This is a genomic window from Pelomonas sp. CA6, from assembly GCF_022549225.1.
Taxonomy (GTDB): domain Bacteria; phylum Pseudomonadota; class Gammaproteobacteria; order Burkholderiales; family Burkholderiaceae_C; genus Roseateles.
Genome location: NZ_JAKZFD010000011.1, coordinates 96,646 through 111,297, shown reverse-complemented (window position 1 = coordinate 111,297; position 14,652 = coordinate 96,646). Strand labels below are relative to the sequence as shown.

Here is a 14,652-nt window from a genome sequence, read left to right as displayed (position 1 = left end):
GCCGCGACAACGCCAGCCCAACGCCAAGATGACAAATTCGTCATCTGGGCCCTGGCGCGGGCAGGGGACAATGCCCGGCCATGAAGCTGCTGGTGATCGAGGACGAACCCAAGCTGGCCGAGTACCTGCGCAAGGGGCTGAGCGAGGAGGGCTATGTGGTCGACGTCGCCCAGGACGGCATCGACGGCCTGCACCTGGCGATGGAGGGCGACTACGCGCTGGTGCTGCTGGACGGCATGCTGCCGGGCATCGACGGGCTGGCGGTGCTGGCCGCGCTGCGCCAGAGCCGGCAGACGCCGGTGCTGATGCTGACGGCGCGCGGTGAGGTCGAGGACCGGGTGCGCGGCCTGCAGAGCGGTGCCGACGACTACCTGGTCAAGCCCTTCGCGTTCTCCGAGCTGGTGGCGCGCGTGCAGGTGCTGCTGCGCCGCAGCGCCGCACCGCGGGCCGGTGGCGAGCCCACGCTGCTGCGCCTGGCCGACCTGGAGCTGGACCTGATCCGGCGCAAGGCGCAGCGCGCCGGCCAGCGCCTGGACCTGACGGCCAAGGAATTCAACCTGCTCAGCCTGCTGCTGCGGCGCCAGGGCGAGGTGCTGTCGCGCACCGAGCTGGCCGCGCAGGTCTGGGACATGAACTTCGACAGCGAGACCAACGTGGTCGAGGTGGCGGTGCGCCGGCTGCGCTCCAAGCTGGACCAGCCCTTCGAGCGGCCGCTGCTGCACACGGTGCGCGGCATGGGCTATGTCCTCGAAGCCCGCTAGCCCTCAGCGCGGGCCGCGCGTGCGCGACCTGGGCTGGCGCCTGTCCTGGTGGCTGGCGCTGCAGACCTTCATCGGCCTGGGGCTGGTCTGCCTGGCCGTCTATGCGGCGACCTCGCTCAGCCTGCGCAGCCGCCAACAGGAGACCCTGGCGCAGAAGCAGCTGGTGCTGCGCCATCTGGTGCAGGAGTCGCACCAGATGCACGACCTGCCGGGACTGCAGCATTCGCTGGACGATTTCCTCGCCGGGCACGAGGACCTGACGCTGCGCCTGCTGGACGCCCAAGGGCGCACGATCTATCCCGGCGCGGACGGGGCGGGGCCGGGCCTGGTGCGCCCGAATGGCACGCGCGCCGGTAGCCCCCGCCACCCGGGCACGCCGCAGCTCAGCCGCTTCGAGATCGCACTGCCGCAGAACGCCGCGCCGCTGCGCGCCGAGATGGCGCTGGACACCGGCGCCGACGAGCAGCTGCTGCGTCGCCTGGCGCTGACGCTGGCGGCGGCCTCCATCATCGGCGCGCTGGGCGTGTCGGTGGGCGGCTTCTGGCTGGTGCGCCTGGGCCTGTCGCCGCTGCGCCAGCTGGTCGACCAGACGCGCGCGCTGTCGGCCCAGCAGTTGGACCGGCGCCTGGACGGCTCCGCCCAGCCCGCCGAGCTGCAGCCGCTGATCGAGCAGTTCAACGCGCTGCTGGAGCGGCTGTCGCGCGCCTACCGGCAGATGGAGGGCTTCAACGCCGACGTGGCCCATGAGCTGAACACTCCGCTGGCGACGCTGATCAGCAGCTGCGAACTGGCGCTGCGCAAGGCGCGCGGCGCCGAGGAACTGCGCGAGCTGCTGGGCTCCAACCTGGAGGAGCTGCACCGCCTGGCCGCGATCGTCGCCGACATGCTTTTCCTGTCGCGCGCCGACCGCGGCGCCAGTGCGCGCCGCCAGCCGCTGGGCAGCCTGGCGCGGCTGGCCGGCGAGGTGCTGGAGTATCACGAGGCCGCGCTGCAGGAGGCCGGGCTGGAGGCGCGCATCGAGGGCGATGCCAGCGGCGCGCTGGACGCCCCGCTGCTGCGCCGCGCCCTGTCCAACCTGCTCGGCAACGCGACGCGCTATGCGCGCGCCGGCAGCGTGCTGCGCGTGGAGATCGCGCAGCCGGCGCCGGGGCTGTGCACGTTGACCGTGGTCAACGAAGGCGAGACCCTGTCCGACGAGCACCTGCCTCGGCTGTTCGACCGCTTCTACCGCGCCGACCCGGCGCGTTCGCGCAGCGAGGTCAACCACGGCCTGGGGCTGTCCATCGTCGCCGCGATCGCGCGCATGCACGGCGGCCAGCCCTTCGCCGAATCCGGCCAGGGGCTGACCCGCGTGGGGCTCACGCTGGCCCTGGTTTAGCGCCCGCCCTGCGGCCGCAGCAGGCGCAGGCCGTTGAACACCACCAGCAGGCTGGCGCCCATGTCGGCGAACACCGCCATCCACATGCTGGCGTTGCCGAACACCGCGGCGACCAGGAAGACCGCCTTGATGCCCAGCGCCAGCGCGATGTTCTGCCACAGCACGGCATGGGTGCGTTGCGACAGGCGCAGGGTCTCGGGCAGGCGGCGCAGGTCGTCGTTCATCACCACCACGTCGGCGGCCTCCATCGCGGTATGGGTGCCGGCCCCGCCCATCGCGAAGCCCAGGTCCGCGCGCGCCAGCGCCGGCGCATCGTTGATGCCGTCGCCGGTCATCGCGGTGGGCCCCAGCCGGGCCTGCAGCGCCTCGATCGCGGCGAGCTTCTCCTCGGGCAGCAGCTGGGCCTGCAGCTCGGTGATGCCGGCCTGCTCGGCGATGGCGCGCGCGGTGGCGGCGTTGTCGCCGGTCAGCATCACCGGCGTCACGCCCAGCGCGCGCAGCTCGGCGATGGCCTGACGCGAGCTGTCCTTGATGGTGTCGGCCACCGCGCACAGCGCCAGCACGCCGTGCTCGCCGACCAGCAGCGTGAGGCTGCGTCCGGCCTGCTCATGCGTCTGCAGACGGGCCTCCAGCGCGGGCGAGCACAGGCCCAGCTCCTCCACCCAGCGGTGGTTGGCCAGGCGGTAGAGCCGGCCGTCGATGCGGCCCTGCACACCGCGGCCGGGTTCGGCGCGGAACTCGTCCACGGCCAGTGTTGCCGTGTCGGGGGCGCCCGCCTGCAGGCCCTGGGCGATCGCGGCCGAGACCGGATGGTCCGAGCGCAGCGCCAGGCTGCGCGCCAGCCGGCCCAGCTCGGCATCGGCATCGGCGTTGACATCGGCGCTGGCCGCGAGCGGCTCGAAGGCGGCCAGCTGCGGCCGGCCCTGCGTGATGGTGCCGGTCTTGTCCAGCGCCACCGCCTTGAGCTTGCGCGCCTCCTCCAGATGGACGCCGCCCTTGATCAGGATGCCGCGCCGCGCCGCCGCCGCCAGCCCGCTGACCACCGTGACCGGCGTCGAGATCACCAGCGCGCAGGGGCAGGCGATCACCAGCAGCACCAGGGCCTTGTACAGCGCCTGGCTCCAGCCCCAGCCCAGCAGCCAGGGCGTCAGCACGGCCACCGCCAGCGCGATCGCGAAGACCGCGGGCGTGTACACCGCCGCGAAGCGGTCGACGAAGCGCTGCGTGGGCGCGCGCGAACCCTGGGCCACCTCGACCGCGTGGATGATGCGCGCGAGCAGGCTGTCCGAGGCCGGTGCGCTGACGCGGAACTCCAGCGCGCCGCCCTGGTTGATGGTGCCGGCATAGAGCCCGTCGCCGGGGCCTTTGTCGACCGGGATGCTCTCGCCGGTGACCGGGGCCTGGTCCACCGCGCTCTGTCCGCTGACCACCTCGCCGTCCAGCGGCACGCGTTCGCCGGGGCGCAGGCGCACGAGGGCGCCCACGGCCACGTCGGCGCTGGGCTGGCGGCGCCAGCTGCCGTCGGGCTGGCGCACCTCGGCGTCCTGCGGCGCCAGCGCGAGCAGCTCCTGGATCGCGTTGCGCGCGCGATCCACCGCGCGGGCCTCGATCAGCTCGGCGATCGCGTACAGCGCCATCACCATCGCCGCCTCGGGCCACTGGCCGATCACGAAGGCGCCGGTCACGGCCACCGTCATCAGCGCGTTGATGTTCAGCCGCCCCAGACGCAGCGCGCTCAAGCCCTTGCGATAGGTGGAGAAACCCGCGAGCAGGATGGCCGCCGCGGCGCAGCCCAGCGCCAGCAGGCGCCAGGGCAGGGTGTCCGGCGCGAAGAAGTCGGCCGATTCGGACGCGAGCGCCAGCAGCAGGGCCAGGGCCAGCCGCGGCAGGCCACTGCTGGCCGGCTTGGGCGCGGCCTGGGACGGGCCATCGAGCGGGCGGGCCTCGAAGCCGGTGGCCCGGATCGCCGCCAGCACCGGCTCGCGCAGCGCGGCGTCGGCGTCCAGCGCCAGCGTGCGGCGGCCCAGATCGAAGCGCAGCGAGCGCAGGCCCGCGATCGGTTCCAGCGCGCGGCGGATCTCGGACTCCTCGGCCGAGCAGTCCATCGCCGGGATGTGGATCAGCAGCGCGCCCGGCGGCAAAGGCTCGGCCGGGGCGCTGGGCGCCGTGGTGGCGGGCGCGGCACAGCCATGGCTGCAACAGGATGCGGCCTCCGCCGGCCCGGCCTGTGCCGGCGCGTGAGACTGCGCATGGGCATGGCCGTGATCGTGATCGTGATCGTGATCGTGATCGTGATCGTGATCCGTGTGAGCGTGGTGGTGTTGACTCATGCCTGCATTGGAAACCCTGTAGCAGGTGTAGAGTCAAGCGCATCCATGCCGGAGCCGCGATGAAGATTGGGGAACTCGCACACACGACCATGACGCCGGTCGAGACCATCCGCTACTACGAGCGCGAGGGCCTGCTGCCACCACCGGCCCGCACCGGCGGCAACTACCGGCACTACGAGCCCGCCCACGCGCAGCGCCTGGGCTTCATCCGCAAGTGCCGTTCGCTGGACATGTCGCTGGACGAGATCCGCGCGCTGCTGGCCTTCAAGGACAGCCCTGGCAACGACTGCGGCGAGGTCAACGGCGTGCTGGACGAACACATCCGCCACATCAGCGCGCGCATCCAGGAATTGCGCGCGCTGGAAAGCGAACTGCTGGAGCTGCGGGCGCAATGCGGCTCGGAGGCGTCGGGGGCGGCGTGTGGGATTTTGCGGGGGTTGGAGGAGGGGGTGGGGGCTGGTGGGGCCGGTGGTTCCGGTGGTTCTGGTGGTTCTGGTGGTTCTGGTGGTTCTGGTGGCGCCGTGGGTTCTGTGGGGGCGGGGAGTGCGCGGGGGCATCCGGGTGGGGTGCATCGGCGGATGGGGTGAGGGGGCAGTGTCTCGCTTTTTGTTTTTTGCGCGGGGCGCAGAGCCCGCCGGGTCCCGGCCCGGCAGCCGGGTAACTTTTCCTGCGGGCCCAGGAAAAGTCACCAAAAGGAGGGCCTGAAATACGATTTGACCGAGGCCTGCGCTTCGCACTGAGTGCTGGCCCGACGACCATCGGGGCGGGTCCACCGCTCAGGATGTAAGTCGCTCGCCGGGTACGGCTCGACTCCACATCGGGCCTCGTGCCCGGGCTCGCTACCCGCACAAGTCTTGCCGGCGCAGGAGGGGGGCTGCTGGTGTTGGTCCCTGGTGTTGGCCCGTGGTGTTTTTGAAGGTCTGCGCAGGGCGCAGAGCCCGCCGGGTCCCGCCCCGGCAGGCGGGTAACTTTTCCTGCGGGCCCAGGAAAAGTCACCAAAAGGAGGGCCTGAAATGCGATTTGACCGAGGTCCGCGCTTCGCACTGAGTCCTGTCCCGACGACCAGCGGGGCAACGCCACCACTCAGGCTTTAAGTCGCTCGCCGAGTACGGCTCGACTCCACATCGGGCCTCGTGCGCCGGCTCCTGCATGCCGATGCTTGCGGCTCCAAGCCGCGAGCATCGGCGCCCCCTGGGGGGGCTGCCCAGCGGTTCCGCTGGGCTTGGGGGGGTGTTTCGGGCCGAGCGCCGGGCCGCCCCAAGCCGGCCCATAGGGCGGTACAGGCGGGGTATGCCCCGCCTGTACCGCCGTCCCCCTGGGGGACCGGCCAGCGTACCCGCTGGCCGAGGGGCCTCAGTTCATTTCAAGATCGTTGCGCTGCACATAGACGCGCAAATTCTGGGCGGCGAAGCCGGCGGGGGCGATGCGCTGCAGGTCCACGGGGGCGTGGCTGGCGACGTCGAACTTCCAGCTGAAGCGCTGTTCGCCGTTGCGGAAGGTGACGACGTCACCACAGACCACGTTGAGTTGGCGAACCTGGTTCACGTCGACCACGCGCGCACCCGCATCACCCTGGGTCGGGACACCATAGATCGAGCGCCCGTTGGCGAAGGTCGGCGACGGTGTCGCGGCCTGGGCCAGCGATGCGGCGGTGGCCAGGGCGGCGAGGGCGCCCAGACCGGCGATGCGACGGGCGATGAGACGGCTGTTCATGGAGTCTTCCTTTCCTTGTGCGGACCATGACCGCGCGGCGCCTTGCCGCGGCAGATCGTCATGCGTCTGTCATTCACTGTAGGAAGCAAGGCCTGACCCCAGGCCGTCGGCCCGATGACAAATGCGTCATGCCGCGGATCGCACATTTTTCGCGGCGGCATTTAAGTCCGCCGTGGCCCGCGTCGTCTTGTACCGGTGAGGGCGCTGCAACGCCCCGCAACCCGAACACCTCTCAAGGAGCGAACACACCATGTTGAGCCTGCACACCAATGCCGCGGCCCTGTCGACCCAGAACTCGCTGAGCTCGACGCAGAAGGCGCTGTCCAGTTCCATGACCCGCCTGGGCACGGGCTTCCGCGTCAACTCCGCGATGGACGATGCCGCCGGCCTGCAGATCGCCACCCGCCTGAACGCCCAGGCCCGCGGCATGGCCGTGGCCCAGCGCAACACGCAGAACGGCATCTCCATGCTGCAGACCGGCGAAGGCGCGCTGAACGAAGTCTCCAACATCCTGCTGCGCATGAAGGACCTGGCGACCGAAGGTTCCAACGCCACCTCCACCGCCGCCGACAAGAAGGCCATGCAGGCCGAGTTCGACTCGCTGGGCCGCGAACTGGCCAACATCATGGACAACACGTCCTTCGGTGGCGAGAAGCTGTTCGCCCGCGGCGTGGCTGCGTCCAACGTGACTGGCAGCTCGGCCAAGTTCGCCAGCGGCACCGGCATGAGCTTCCAGATCGGCGCCAGCGCCTCGGAAACCATGGCCGTGGACGTGTCGGCCATCGTCGGCGCGCTGGCCAATGACGCCGGCGACCTGGGCAAGATCAGCGCCACCTACAAGACCACCGCCACCGCGGCCACCACCGGCACGGAAGTGGGCCTGACCGCCACCATCACCGATCTGGACTCGGCGCTGGCCAAGGTCGGCGAGCTGCGCTCGGCCATGGGTGCCGCGGCCAACCGCCTGGACCACGTCTACAACAACCTGCAGAACATCAGCACCAACACGCAGGCCGCCAAGGGCCGCATCATGGACACGGACTACGCGACCGAGTCCTCGCACATGACGACCAAGCAGATGCTGCTGCAGTCGGGCACCGCGATGCTCAAGCAGAGCAACAGCATGTCCGGCCTGGTGATGTCGCTGCTGGGCTGATCCCGCCCGCCAGCATCCGGCCCGCGGCCGGATGCGACCCCCACGCGAGAGCCGGGCCCGTCCCGGTTCTCGCTTTTGTCGTTGTGGGGCGGCCTTGCCGCCGCCCCCGTCTCACTCTCCCCGCAGGACCGCGATGAAACCCAGCAAGCAGCAGCTGCGCGCCGAGCATTTCTGGAAGATGGGCCAGGCGGCCGAACACCAGGGCCAGTGGACCCTGGCGCTGCAGGCCTACGAAGGCTGCGTGCAGGCCGACCCGGCCGACATGCGCGGCTGGGTGAGCCAGGTCGTGACCGCGCTGCGGCTGGGCGACGTGGCGCGCGCCGAGAGCGCCGCGCGCGAGGCGCACCGGCGCATGCCCGACAGCGCGCTGACCTGCCGCTTGCTGGCGCAATGCCTGCTGCTGCAGCACCGCTTCGACGAGGTCGTGGCGATCTGCGCCGCCTTGCCCGCCACGGCCGAGCGCGACGCGGAGCTCCTCGCCATTCACGGCCAGGCCCTGTTCGCGGCCGGCCGCGCGCAGGAGGCGGTGCATGTCTTTTTGCGCTCCCTGCAGCTGGACCTGGGCAATGCCTCCGCCCACTACACGCTGGGCCTGTGCTTCCAGCGCCTGCGCATGCCCGAGCAGGCGGTGATCAGCATGGAGACCGCGCTGGCCACCGACAAGAACGGGCGCTATCGCCTGCTGGCCCTGTCCGTGCTGGTTCACGAGATGCGCCAGGCCTGCGACTGGGGCCGGCTGGCGGCGCACGAGGCCGATCTGCTGCGCGTGCTGGCGCACAGCAGCGAGAAGGACTGCGCCGAGCTGCTGCCCTTTCCGCTCATCGCCGCTTTCGACGCGCCGCAGCACCTGCTCAAGGTCGGCCGCGCGAACGCGGCGCGATACGCCCAGGGCGTCCAGCCGCTGCCTCCGCGCGCGCAGCGCCGCCCGGGGCGGCTGCGCCTGGGCTATCTGTCCGCCGACTTCGCCAACCACGCCACCGCGCTGCTGCTAACCGAGCTGCTGGAGCGCCACGACCGCGAACGCTTCGAGGTCTTCCTCTACTGCCACAGCGCCGAGGACGGCAGCCCGCAGCAACGCCGCATCCACGCCGCCGGCGACCACCTGCGCCGCGTGCGCACCGGCGACAGCGCCTCGGTGGCGGCGCAGATCCGCGCCGACGACATCGACCTCCTGATCGACCTGAAGGGCCACACGCACGAGCACCGCATGGACATCCTGGCCTACCGGCCGGCGCCGCTGCAGCTGGGCTATCTGGGCTACCCGGGATCGACCGGCGCCGGCTACCTGGACTACCTGATCGGCGATCCGGTGGTGACGCCGCTGGCCCATGCCGAGCGCTACAGCGAAAAGATCGCGCAACTGCCCCACAGCTACCAGCCCAACGACAGCCGGCGCGCGCTGCCGGACGCGCCCTCGCGCGCCGGGCTGGACCTGCCCGACGGGGCTTTTGTGTTCTGCTGTTTCAACCAAAGCTACAAGCTGTCGCCGACCCTCCTGGACCTGTGGGCCGAGATCCTGCGCCGCAGCCCGCAGTCGGTGCTGTGGCTGCTGGCCTGGAACCCTGCCGCCGAGCGCAACCTGCGGCGCGAATGGGCGGCGCGCGGCATGGAGGCGGCGCGGCTGATCTTTGCGCCGCGGCTGGAGGTGGACGCCCACCTGGCGCGGCTGCGCCAGGCCGACCTTTTCCTGGACACCTGGCCTTGCAACGCCCACACCACCGCCAGCGAAGCGCTGTGGGCCGGCGTGCCGGTGCTGACCGTGCCGGGCGAGAGCTTCGCGTCGCGCGTCGGCGCCAGCCTGGTGCAGGCCTGCGAGCTGCCCGAGCTGGTCTGCGCCGACGCGCGCGCCTATGTCGAGAAGGCGGTGGCGCTGGCCGCCGACCGCTATCACGCGAAAGCCTTGAAGAAGCACCTGGATCAACGCCGCCTCGCGCTGCCGCTGTTCGACGGCGCCCGCTACGCGCGCGACATGGACGCGCTGCTGCAGCGGCTGTGGGAGCGCCATGCCCAGGGGCTGGCGCCGGCCGCGATGGCGGCGCAGGCCGCGCCCGTCGCCGGGCCGGCGGTGGCCGACCTGGCCGCCTGAGGTCGGCGATGCGCTTGCAGCCCGTGCCCGCGCTGCGTGCCGTGCTGCCGCTGCTGAGCGGGCTGGCGCAGTCCGGCCTGCCGCTGCCGCGCCCCGGCGCGGTGCTGTCGCTGGCCGCCGCGCTCGCGCCAGCGGCCGGCCGGGGTGAGCGGCTGTGGGAGTTGCGCGGGCCGGCCGGTGAACTGCTGGCCACGCTGGCCGCGCCGGAGGGCGTGGCCCCGGGCGAGGTGCTGCTGCTGCGTCTTCGCGCGCTGCAGCCGCGCATGGAGCTGGAGCTGCTGGAACGCCGTGCGCCGCAAGCGCCGCCGGGCAGCGCCGACAGCGGCTGGGCCCAGCTGGGCCAGCTGCGCTCCGGCGCCGCGCTGCTGCGCCGCCAGACCCTGGCCGCCGCCGTGCTGCCGCGCCTGAGCCTGGAGGGCGAGGCGCTGCGCCTGGTCACTGCCTGGCTGCTCGCGGCCGAGCAGGGCCTGCCGCCGTCAGGGCCGCAGGGCCAGCCGCTGTGGCTGTGGCACTGGCCGCGCGGGCTGCCCGGGCTGGAATCGCCGCACGACGCGGAGCCGGACACCCCGGCCGGTGACGACGAAGGCGCGGCCGAGCCCCCCGCGCCGCGCGCCAGCCTGGTGCTGCTGCTGCGCTGGCGCGGCCGACCGGTGCTGCTGCATCTGCAGCGCGGCCGCGGCGACGGGCTGCACCTGGTGCTGGTCGTGGAGGACGAAGAGACGCAGCGCGCGCTGCGCGCCGAGCAGCCGCGCTGGCTGGCCGCGCTGGCGCGCGGCGGCCATCGCCTGCTGTCGCTGGCCTGGCGCCAGCGCCCGCTGCCGGCGCCGCACGAACCGGGGCGCATGCCGGCGGGCGCGCCGCGTCCGCTGCTGGATGCCGCGGCGCTGCTGCTGCGGGCGCTGGAGGACGGGCTGGGCTGAGCCCCGTCAGCCCAGCGTGCCCAGCACCGCGATCTCGCGCTGCTCCGGCACCTCGTTGTAGGACAGCACGGTCAGCCCGGGTGCGAACAGCCGCGCGTAGCGCGCCAGCAGCGGCCGTACCTGCGGCATCACCAGCAGCACCGGTGCGGCGCCCTGGCTCTTCATCTGGTCGCGCGCGGCGGGCATGTGCTGCTGCAGCTGCGACAGCAGCTGCGGGTCCACCGGGAAGCTGTCCAGCTGCGGCTTGGCGCCGCCCTGGCGCGCCTGGTTCAGCGCGTTCAGCAGGTGGTTCTCCAGCTCGCTGCCGAGATTGAACACGCGCAGCGCCGCGCCCGCGCCGGCCGGGCCCAGCAGCTGGGCGACGATCTGGCGGCGCAGCGCGCAGCGCAGCTCGGCGGCGAGCAGGATGGGGTCCTTGGTGGTCTCGGCGTTCTCCACCAGGGTGCTGGCGATGGTCTGGATGTCCTTGATCGCCACGCCCTCGGTGAGCAGCAGGCGCAGGATCTTCAGCAGCTGCGCATGGGTGTAGGCCTTGTCCAGCGCCGCGCCCAGCTTGGGCGCGATGGCCTGCAGCCGTTCGATCAGCGCGGCGATGTCGTCGAAGCGCAGCAGCTCGGGCAGCTGCTCGCGCACGATCTTGGAGACATGGGTGGCGATCACGCTGGCCGTGTCCACCACCTGGTAGCCCAGGCCCAGCGCATGGGCCTTGTGCGCTGGCTCGATCCAGGTCACGGCCATGCCGTAGGCGGGGTCGAAGCCGGGAATGCCGTCCAGCTCGCCATAGACCTGGCCGGAGGCCAGCGCCATCAGCCGCTCGGGGTAGAGCTCGGCCTGCGCCACCGTGCTGCCGGACAGCTGCACCGCGTACTGGTTGGGCTTGAGCGACAGGTCGTCGCGCACGGACAGCGTGGGCAGCAGCAGGCCCAGGTTTTCGCTCAGCGACTGGCGCATGCCCTTGACGCGCTGCTGCAGCGGCGCGCCCTGGGCGGGGTCGATCAGGCCCACGAGCTTGTAGCCCAGGCTCACTGACAGCGCCTCCACCACGGGCAGCGCGCGCCAGTCCAGTTCTGGCGGCGTGCCCAGCGCCAGCGCGGCCTCCACCGGCGCCGGCTGCACCGGGCGCGGTGCGCTGCGGCCCATGCGCCAGCCCGCATAGGCCAGCGCGGCGGCGAAGGCGCCGAAGGCCAGCCAGGGCATGCCCGGGATCAGCGCCAGCACCAGCATCACGCCGGCGGCGCCATACAGCACCTGCGGCGAGGCCAGCATCTGCTCGCCCACCTGGGCTTCCAGATGGCCCGAGTCGCTGACGCGCGTGACGATGATGGCCGCGGCGGCGGACAGCAGCAGCGCCGGAATCTGCGCCACCAGCCCGTCGCCGATGGTCAGCAGGCCGTACTGGCGCACCGCGTCGCCCAGATCCAGCCCGTGCATGAAGACGCCGATCGCGACGCCGCCGGCCAGGTTGATCAGCAGGATCAGGATGGAGGCGATCGCATCGCCGCGCACGAACTTGCTGGCGCCGTCCATCGCGCCGTAGAAGTCGGCCTCGGTGCCGACCTCGCGGCGGCGGCGCTGCGCCTGTTCCTGGTTGATCAGGCCGGCGTTGAGGTCGGCGTCGATCGCCATCTGCTTGCCGGGCAGGGCGTCCAGCGTGAAGCGGGCCGAGACCTCGGAGATGCGTTCCGCGCCCTTGGTGACGACGATGAAGTTCACCACCATCAGGATCACGAAGACCACCAGGCCGACGATGAAGTTGCCACCGATCACCACGTTGCCGAAGGACTCGATGACGCGGCCCGCGGCGTGCGTGCCCTCGTGGCCGTGCAGCAGCACGACGCGCGTGGAGGCCACGTTGAGCGACAGCCGCATCAGCGTGGTGGCCAGGATGATGCTGGGGAAGACCGAGAAGTCCAGCGGCCTCTTGCTGTTCACGCTGACCAGGATCACCACCAGCGCGAGCACGATGTTGAAGGTGAACAGCACATCCAGCAGCACCGGCGGCAGCGGCAGGATCACCATCGCGAGGATGGCAAGCAGGAACAGCGGCGCGGCGATGCGCAGGTCGCGCAGTTGCTGGCGGGCGGTGTGGAGCGGGTTCATGCGGACTCCGGATCGGAAAGATGGCGCGGCACCGACAGCTCGGAGGCCAGCCGTGGTTCGGTCTTGCGCCGGCCGTCGCGGAAGGCCTTGAGCTGCATGACGTAGTTCAGCACCTGGGCGACGGCCTGGTAGAGCGACGCGGGGATTTGCTGCTGCACCTGGGCGCTGTTGTAGAGCGCGCGCGCCAGCGGCGGCAGCTCCAGCAGCTGCACCTGGTGCTGACGGGCGAGCTGGCGGATGTACAGCGCCATCTCGTCGACGCCCTTGGCGACGACGAAGGGCGCCTCGGCGCGCGCGCTGTCATAGCGCAGCGCGACCGCGTAGTGCTCGGGGTTGACGATCACGACGTCGGCCTCGGGCACGGCCTGGCGCGCGCTGCGCCGCGCGATCTGCTGCTGCAGCTGGCGGATGCGCTGGCGCACCTCGGGCCGGCCCTCGTTCTGCTTGTACTCGTCCTTCACTTCCTGCTTGCTCATGCGCTGGCCGCGCAGAAAGAGCAGGCGCTGCAGCGGCAGGTCCACCAAGGCATAGAGAGCCAGCACGGCGGCCAGCGTCAGCAGCGCGTCCATCACCAGCGCGGCCGCCCGAGCCAGCGCGTCGGACAGCGGTAGCGCCTGCAGCTGGACGAAGTCGCGCGCGGTGGAGGTGCTCAGCCAGACCAGCACGCCCAGCACGCCGCCCACCTTCAGCAGCGTGGCCGCGAGGTCGCTGTGGTGCTTGGCCGAGAACAGCCGCGCCAGGTTGGACAGCGGGTTCAGGCGCGAGAACTGCGGCGCCCATTGCCGGGTCGCGAACACCAGCCCGCCGCCGAGCTGCGCCGCCGCCACCACCGCCAGGGGCAGCACGAACAGCGGCAGCACCATGCGCGCGAACAGCCACAGCGCCTCGTGCGCGGCCTCGCCCCACAGGGTCTGCAGCGCCTGCAGCGCGTCGCCGCCGCCGGCCTGCGCCAGCGGCGCCAGCGCCAGCTGGAAGAGACGGCGGAAATCCTCCAGATAGCCCGGCGCGAGCCAGACCAGCAGCTTCAGGCCCAGCAGCAGGCCCACCGCCGCGGCGATGTCCTTGGAGCGCGCCACCTGACCCTGCTCGCGGGCCTTGCGCAGCTTTTGTTCCGAGGGCTTCTCGGTCTTGTCGGCGCTGGAGGACTCAGACATGGCCGGCCCTCATGCCCTGCTCGACCATGTCCAGCAGGCGGCGCGTCATGGCCAGGTAGTGCTGCGGCACATGGGCCAGCACCTGGGTCAGCATGAACAGCCCGAACAGCGTGACCAGCGAAAAGCCCAGCGAGAACAGGTTCAGCGTCGGCGCGACGCGGTTCAGAAAGCCCATGCCCAGCTGCACCACCAGCGTGGCCGCCGCCACCGGCAGCGCCAGCAGCAGGGCCGCCGAGAACACCCAGGCCAGGTTGTAGACCAGGTTCTGCAGCGTGATCAGCGCCAGCCCCGAGCCCACCGGCCAGGCGCGGAAGCTCTCGCCCAGCACCGCGGTGAAGAGCAGGTGGCCGTCCATGCCGAAGAAGGCCAGCACGCACAGCACGTTGAGCAGCGCGGTGATGACGTCGGAGCCGCTGCCGTTGATGGGGTCGTTCAGCACCGCCATCGACAAACCCAGCTGCGAGGAGATCAGAAAGCCCAGCACGCCGATCACCGCCATCGCCAGATGGAAGCTCAGCCCCAGCGCCAGGCCCAGCACGACCTGTTCCGCCGCGGCGAGGATGCCGCGCATGGAGAACACGTCCAGCGCCAGCGCGCCGGCCTGCGACACCGGCTGCAGCACCACCGCCAGCACCAGCGCCAGCAGCGCGCGCGCCGACACCGGCATGCCGGACTCGCCGATGGTGGGCGCCGCCGACAGCATGGCCATCACGCGGCAGAAGGGCCACCACAGCGCGGTGAGCCAGGCGGTCAGCCGGCCGAACTCGAGCTCCACCGCCGCCCCTCAGCCGACCAGCTGCGCCGCGCGCTCGAAGATGGACACGCAGAAGTCCATCAGGCGGCCCACCATCCAGCGCCCCGCCAGGCCCACCACCAGCAGGGTGACGAGCAGGCGCGGCAGGAAGGACAGGGTCTGCTCGTTGATCTGCGTCGCCGCCTGGAACAGCGCCACCACCAGACCCACCACCAGGCCCGGCACGATCAGCACCAGCACCAGCAGCAGCGTGAGGTTGAGGCTTTCGCCGATCAGGTCGATCGCGATTTCGGGACTCAT

13 protein-coding genes are annotated in these 14,652 nt (G+C 71.6%); 7 read left to right on the top strand and 6 right to left on the bottom strand.

Annotated features, from left to right (window positions below; translation table 11 throughout):
* Positions 1-80: 80 nt before the first annotated feature.
* On the top strand, positions 81-761 hold the full coding sequence (locus tag LZ017_RS18105; protein WP_241398312.1) for a heavy metal response regulator transcription factor: 681 nt from the start codon (positions 81-83) through the stop codon (positions 759-761).
* Positions 742-2,139: a heavy metal sensor histidine kinase gene (locus tag LZ017_RS18100; protein WP_241398311.1), complete on the top strand. Its 1,398-nt coding sequence runs from the start codon at positions 742-744 to the stop codon at positions 2,137-2,139. Before LZ017_RS18105 ends, LZ017_RS18100 begins: the two co-directional genes overlap by 20 nt.
* On the opposite strand, the gene LZ017_RS18095 is transcribed toward LZ017_RS18100, so the two are convergent.
* Positions 2,136-4,244, bottom strand: a complete 2,109-nt coding sequence (locus LZ017_RS18095; RefSeq protein ID WP_241398392.1) for a heavy metal translocating P-type ATPase — start codon at positions 4,242-4,244, stop codon at positions 2,136-2,138. The genes LZ017_RS18100 and LZ017_RS18095 overlap by 4 nt on opposite strands.
* Before the next feature lie 144 nt (positions 4,245-4,388).
* Here LZ017_RS18095 and LZ017_RS18090 point away from each other — a divergent pair, with 144 nt between their 5' ends.
* Positions 4,389-4,532: a hypothetical protein gene (locus LZ017_RS18090; RefSeq protein WP_241398308.1), complete on the top strand. Its 144-nt coding sequence runs from the start codon at positions 4,389-4,391 to the stop codon at positions 4,530-4,532.
* Positions 4,529-5,056 carry a Cd(II)/Pb(II)-responsive transcriptional regulator gene (gene cadR, locus LZ017_RS18085; protein ID WP_241398307.1) on the top strand — a complete coding sequence of 176 codons (528 nt, stop codon included), beginning with the start codon at positions 4,529-4,531 and terminating at the stop codon, positions 5,054-5,056. Before LZ017_RS18090 ends, cadR begins: the two co-directional genes overlap by 4 nt.
* Positions 5,057-5,822: 766 nt before the next feature.
* On the opposite strand, the gene LZ017_RS18080 is transcribed toward cadR, so the two are convergent.
* The gene (locus LZ017_RS18080; protein ID WP_241398305.1) at positions 5,823-6,182 is read right to left on the bottom strand and encodes a CzcE family metal-binding protein; all 360 of its coding nucleotides are present in this window, start codon (positions 6,180-6,182) and stop codon (positions 5,823-5,825) included.
* A 250-nt stretch (positions 6,183-6,432) separates the two neighbouring features.
* On the opposite strand from LZ017_RS18080, the gene LZ017_RS18075 reads away from it, so the two are divergent.
* The 3 genes from LZ017_RS18075 (at position 6,433) to LZ017_RS18065 (ending at position 10,344) form a co-directional block, all read left to right on the top strand.
* A complete protein-coding gene (locus LZ017_RS18075) occupies positions 6,433-7,338 on the top strand; it encodes a flagellin (RefSeq protein WP_241398304.1) in 906 nt (301 codons plus the stop codon).
* A gap of 133 nt (positions 7,339-7,471) precedes the next feature.
* Positions 7,472-9,424 carry a tetratricopeptide repeat protein gene (locus LZ017_RS18070; RefSeq protein ID WP_241398303.1) on the top strand — a complete coding sequence of 651 codons (1,953 nt, stop codon included), beginning with the start codon at positions 7,472-7,474 and terminating at the stop codon, positions 9,422-9,424.
* 8 nt (positions 9,425-9,432) lie between these two features.
* Positions 9,433-10,344 (top strand): hypothetical protein, encoded by a 912-nt coding sequence (locus LZ017_RS18065; RefSeq protein WP_241398302.1) that lies wholly within the window; start codon positions 9,433-9,435, stop codon positions 10,342-10,344.
* A gap of 6 nt (positions 10,345-10,350) precedes the next feature.
* On the opposite strand, the gene LZ017_RS18060 is transcribed toward LZ017_RS18065, so the two are convergent.
* Genes LZ017_RS18060 through fliQ form a run of 4 tightly spaced genes read right to left on the bottom strand, consistent with a single transcriptional unit; the run spans position 10,351 to position 14,652 of the window.
* Positions 10,351-12,444, bottom strand: a complete 2,094-nt coding sequence (locus LZ017_RS18060) for a flagellar biosynthesis protein FlhA (RefSeq protein WP_241398301.1) — start codon at positions 12,442-12,444, stop codon at positions 10,351-10,353.
* Positions 12,441-13,598, bottom strand: coding sequence for a flagellar type III secretion system protein FlhB (gene flhB / locus LZ017_RS18055; RefSeq protein ID WP_241398300.1), 1,158 nt, complete (start codon positions 13,596-13,598; stop codon positions 12,441-12,443). Before flhB ends, LZ017_RS18060 begins: the two co-directional genes overlap by 4 nt.
* Complete coding sequence (locus tag LZ017_RS18050) at positions 13,591-14,373, bottom strand: flagellar biosynthetic protein FliR (RefSeq protein ID WP_241398299.1); 783 nt, start codon at positions 14,371-14,373, stop codon at positions 13,591-13,593. Before LZ017_RS18050 ends, flhB begins: the two co-directional genes overlap by 8 nt.
* Before the next feature lie 9 nt (positions 14,374-14,382).
* Positions 14,383-14,652: a flagellar biosynthesis protein FliQ gene (gene fliQ, locus LZ017_RS18045; RefSeq protein ID WP_241398298.1), complete on the bottom strand. Its 270-nt coding sequence runs from the start codon at positions 14,650-14,652 to the stop codon at positions 14,383-14,385.

Bases quoted from the DNA above. Each gene is read 5' to 3' on its own strand.
- LZ017_RS18090 (WP_241398308.1), top strand. From the start codon at position 4,389: ATGGGCATGGCCGTGATCGTGATCGTGATCGTGATCGTGATCGTGATC.
- LZ017_RS18075 (WP_241398304.1), top strand. From the start codon at position 6,433: ATGTTGAGCCTGCACACCAATGCCGCGGCCCTGTCGACCCAGAACTCG.
- LZ017_RS18080 (WP_241398305.1), bottom strand. From the start codon at position 6,182: ATGAACAGCCGTCTCATCGCCCGTCGCATCGCCGGTCTGGGCGCCCTC.
- LZ017_RS18100 (WP_241398311.1), top strand. From the start codon at position 742: ATGTCCTCGAAGCCCGCTAGCCCTCAGCGCGGGCCGCGCGTGCGCGAC.
- cadR (WP_241398307.1), top strand. From the start codon at position 4,529: ATGAAGATTGGGGAACTCGCACACACGACCATGACGCCGGTCGAGACC.
- flhB (WP_241398300.1), bottom strand. From the start codon at position 13,598: ATGTCTGAGTCCTCCAGCGCCGACAAGACCGAGAAGCCCTCGGAACAA.
- LZ017_RS18065 (WP_241398302.1), top strand. From the start codon at position 9,433: ATGCGCTTGCAGCCCGTGCCCGCGCTGCGTGCCGTGCTGCCGCTGCTG.
- LZ017_RS18060 (WP_241398301.1), bottom strand. From the start codon at position 12,444: ATGAACCCGCTCCACACCGCCCGCCAGCAACTGCGCGACCTGCGCATC.
- LZ017_RS18105 (WP_241398312.1), top strand. From the start codon at position 81: ATGAAGCTGCTGGTGATCGAGGACGAACCCAAGCTGGCCGAGTACCTG.
- fliQ (WP_241398298.1), bottom strand. From the start codon at position 14,652: ATGAGTCCCGAAATCGCGATCGACCTGATCGGCGAAAGCCTCAACCTC.
- LZ017_RS18095 (WP_241398392.1), bottom strand. From the start codon at position 4,244: ATGGACTGCTCGGCCGAGGAGTCCGAGATCCGCCGCGCGCTGGAACCG.
- LZ017_RS18070 (WP_241398303.1), top strand. From the start codon at position 7,472: ATGAAACCCAGCAAGCAGCAGCTGCGCGCCGAGCATTTCTGGAAGATG.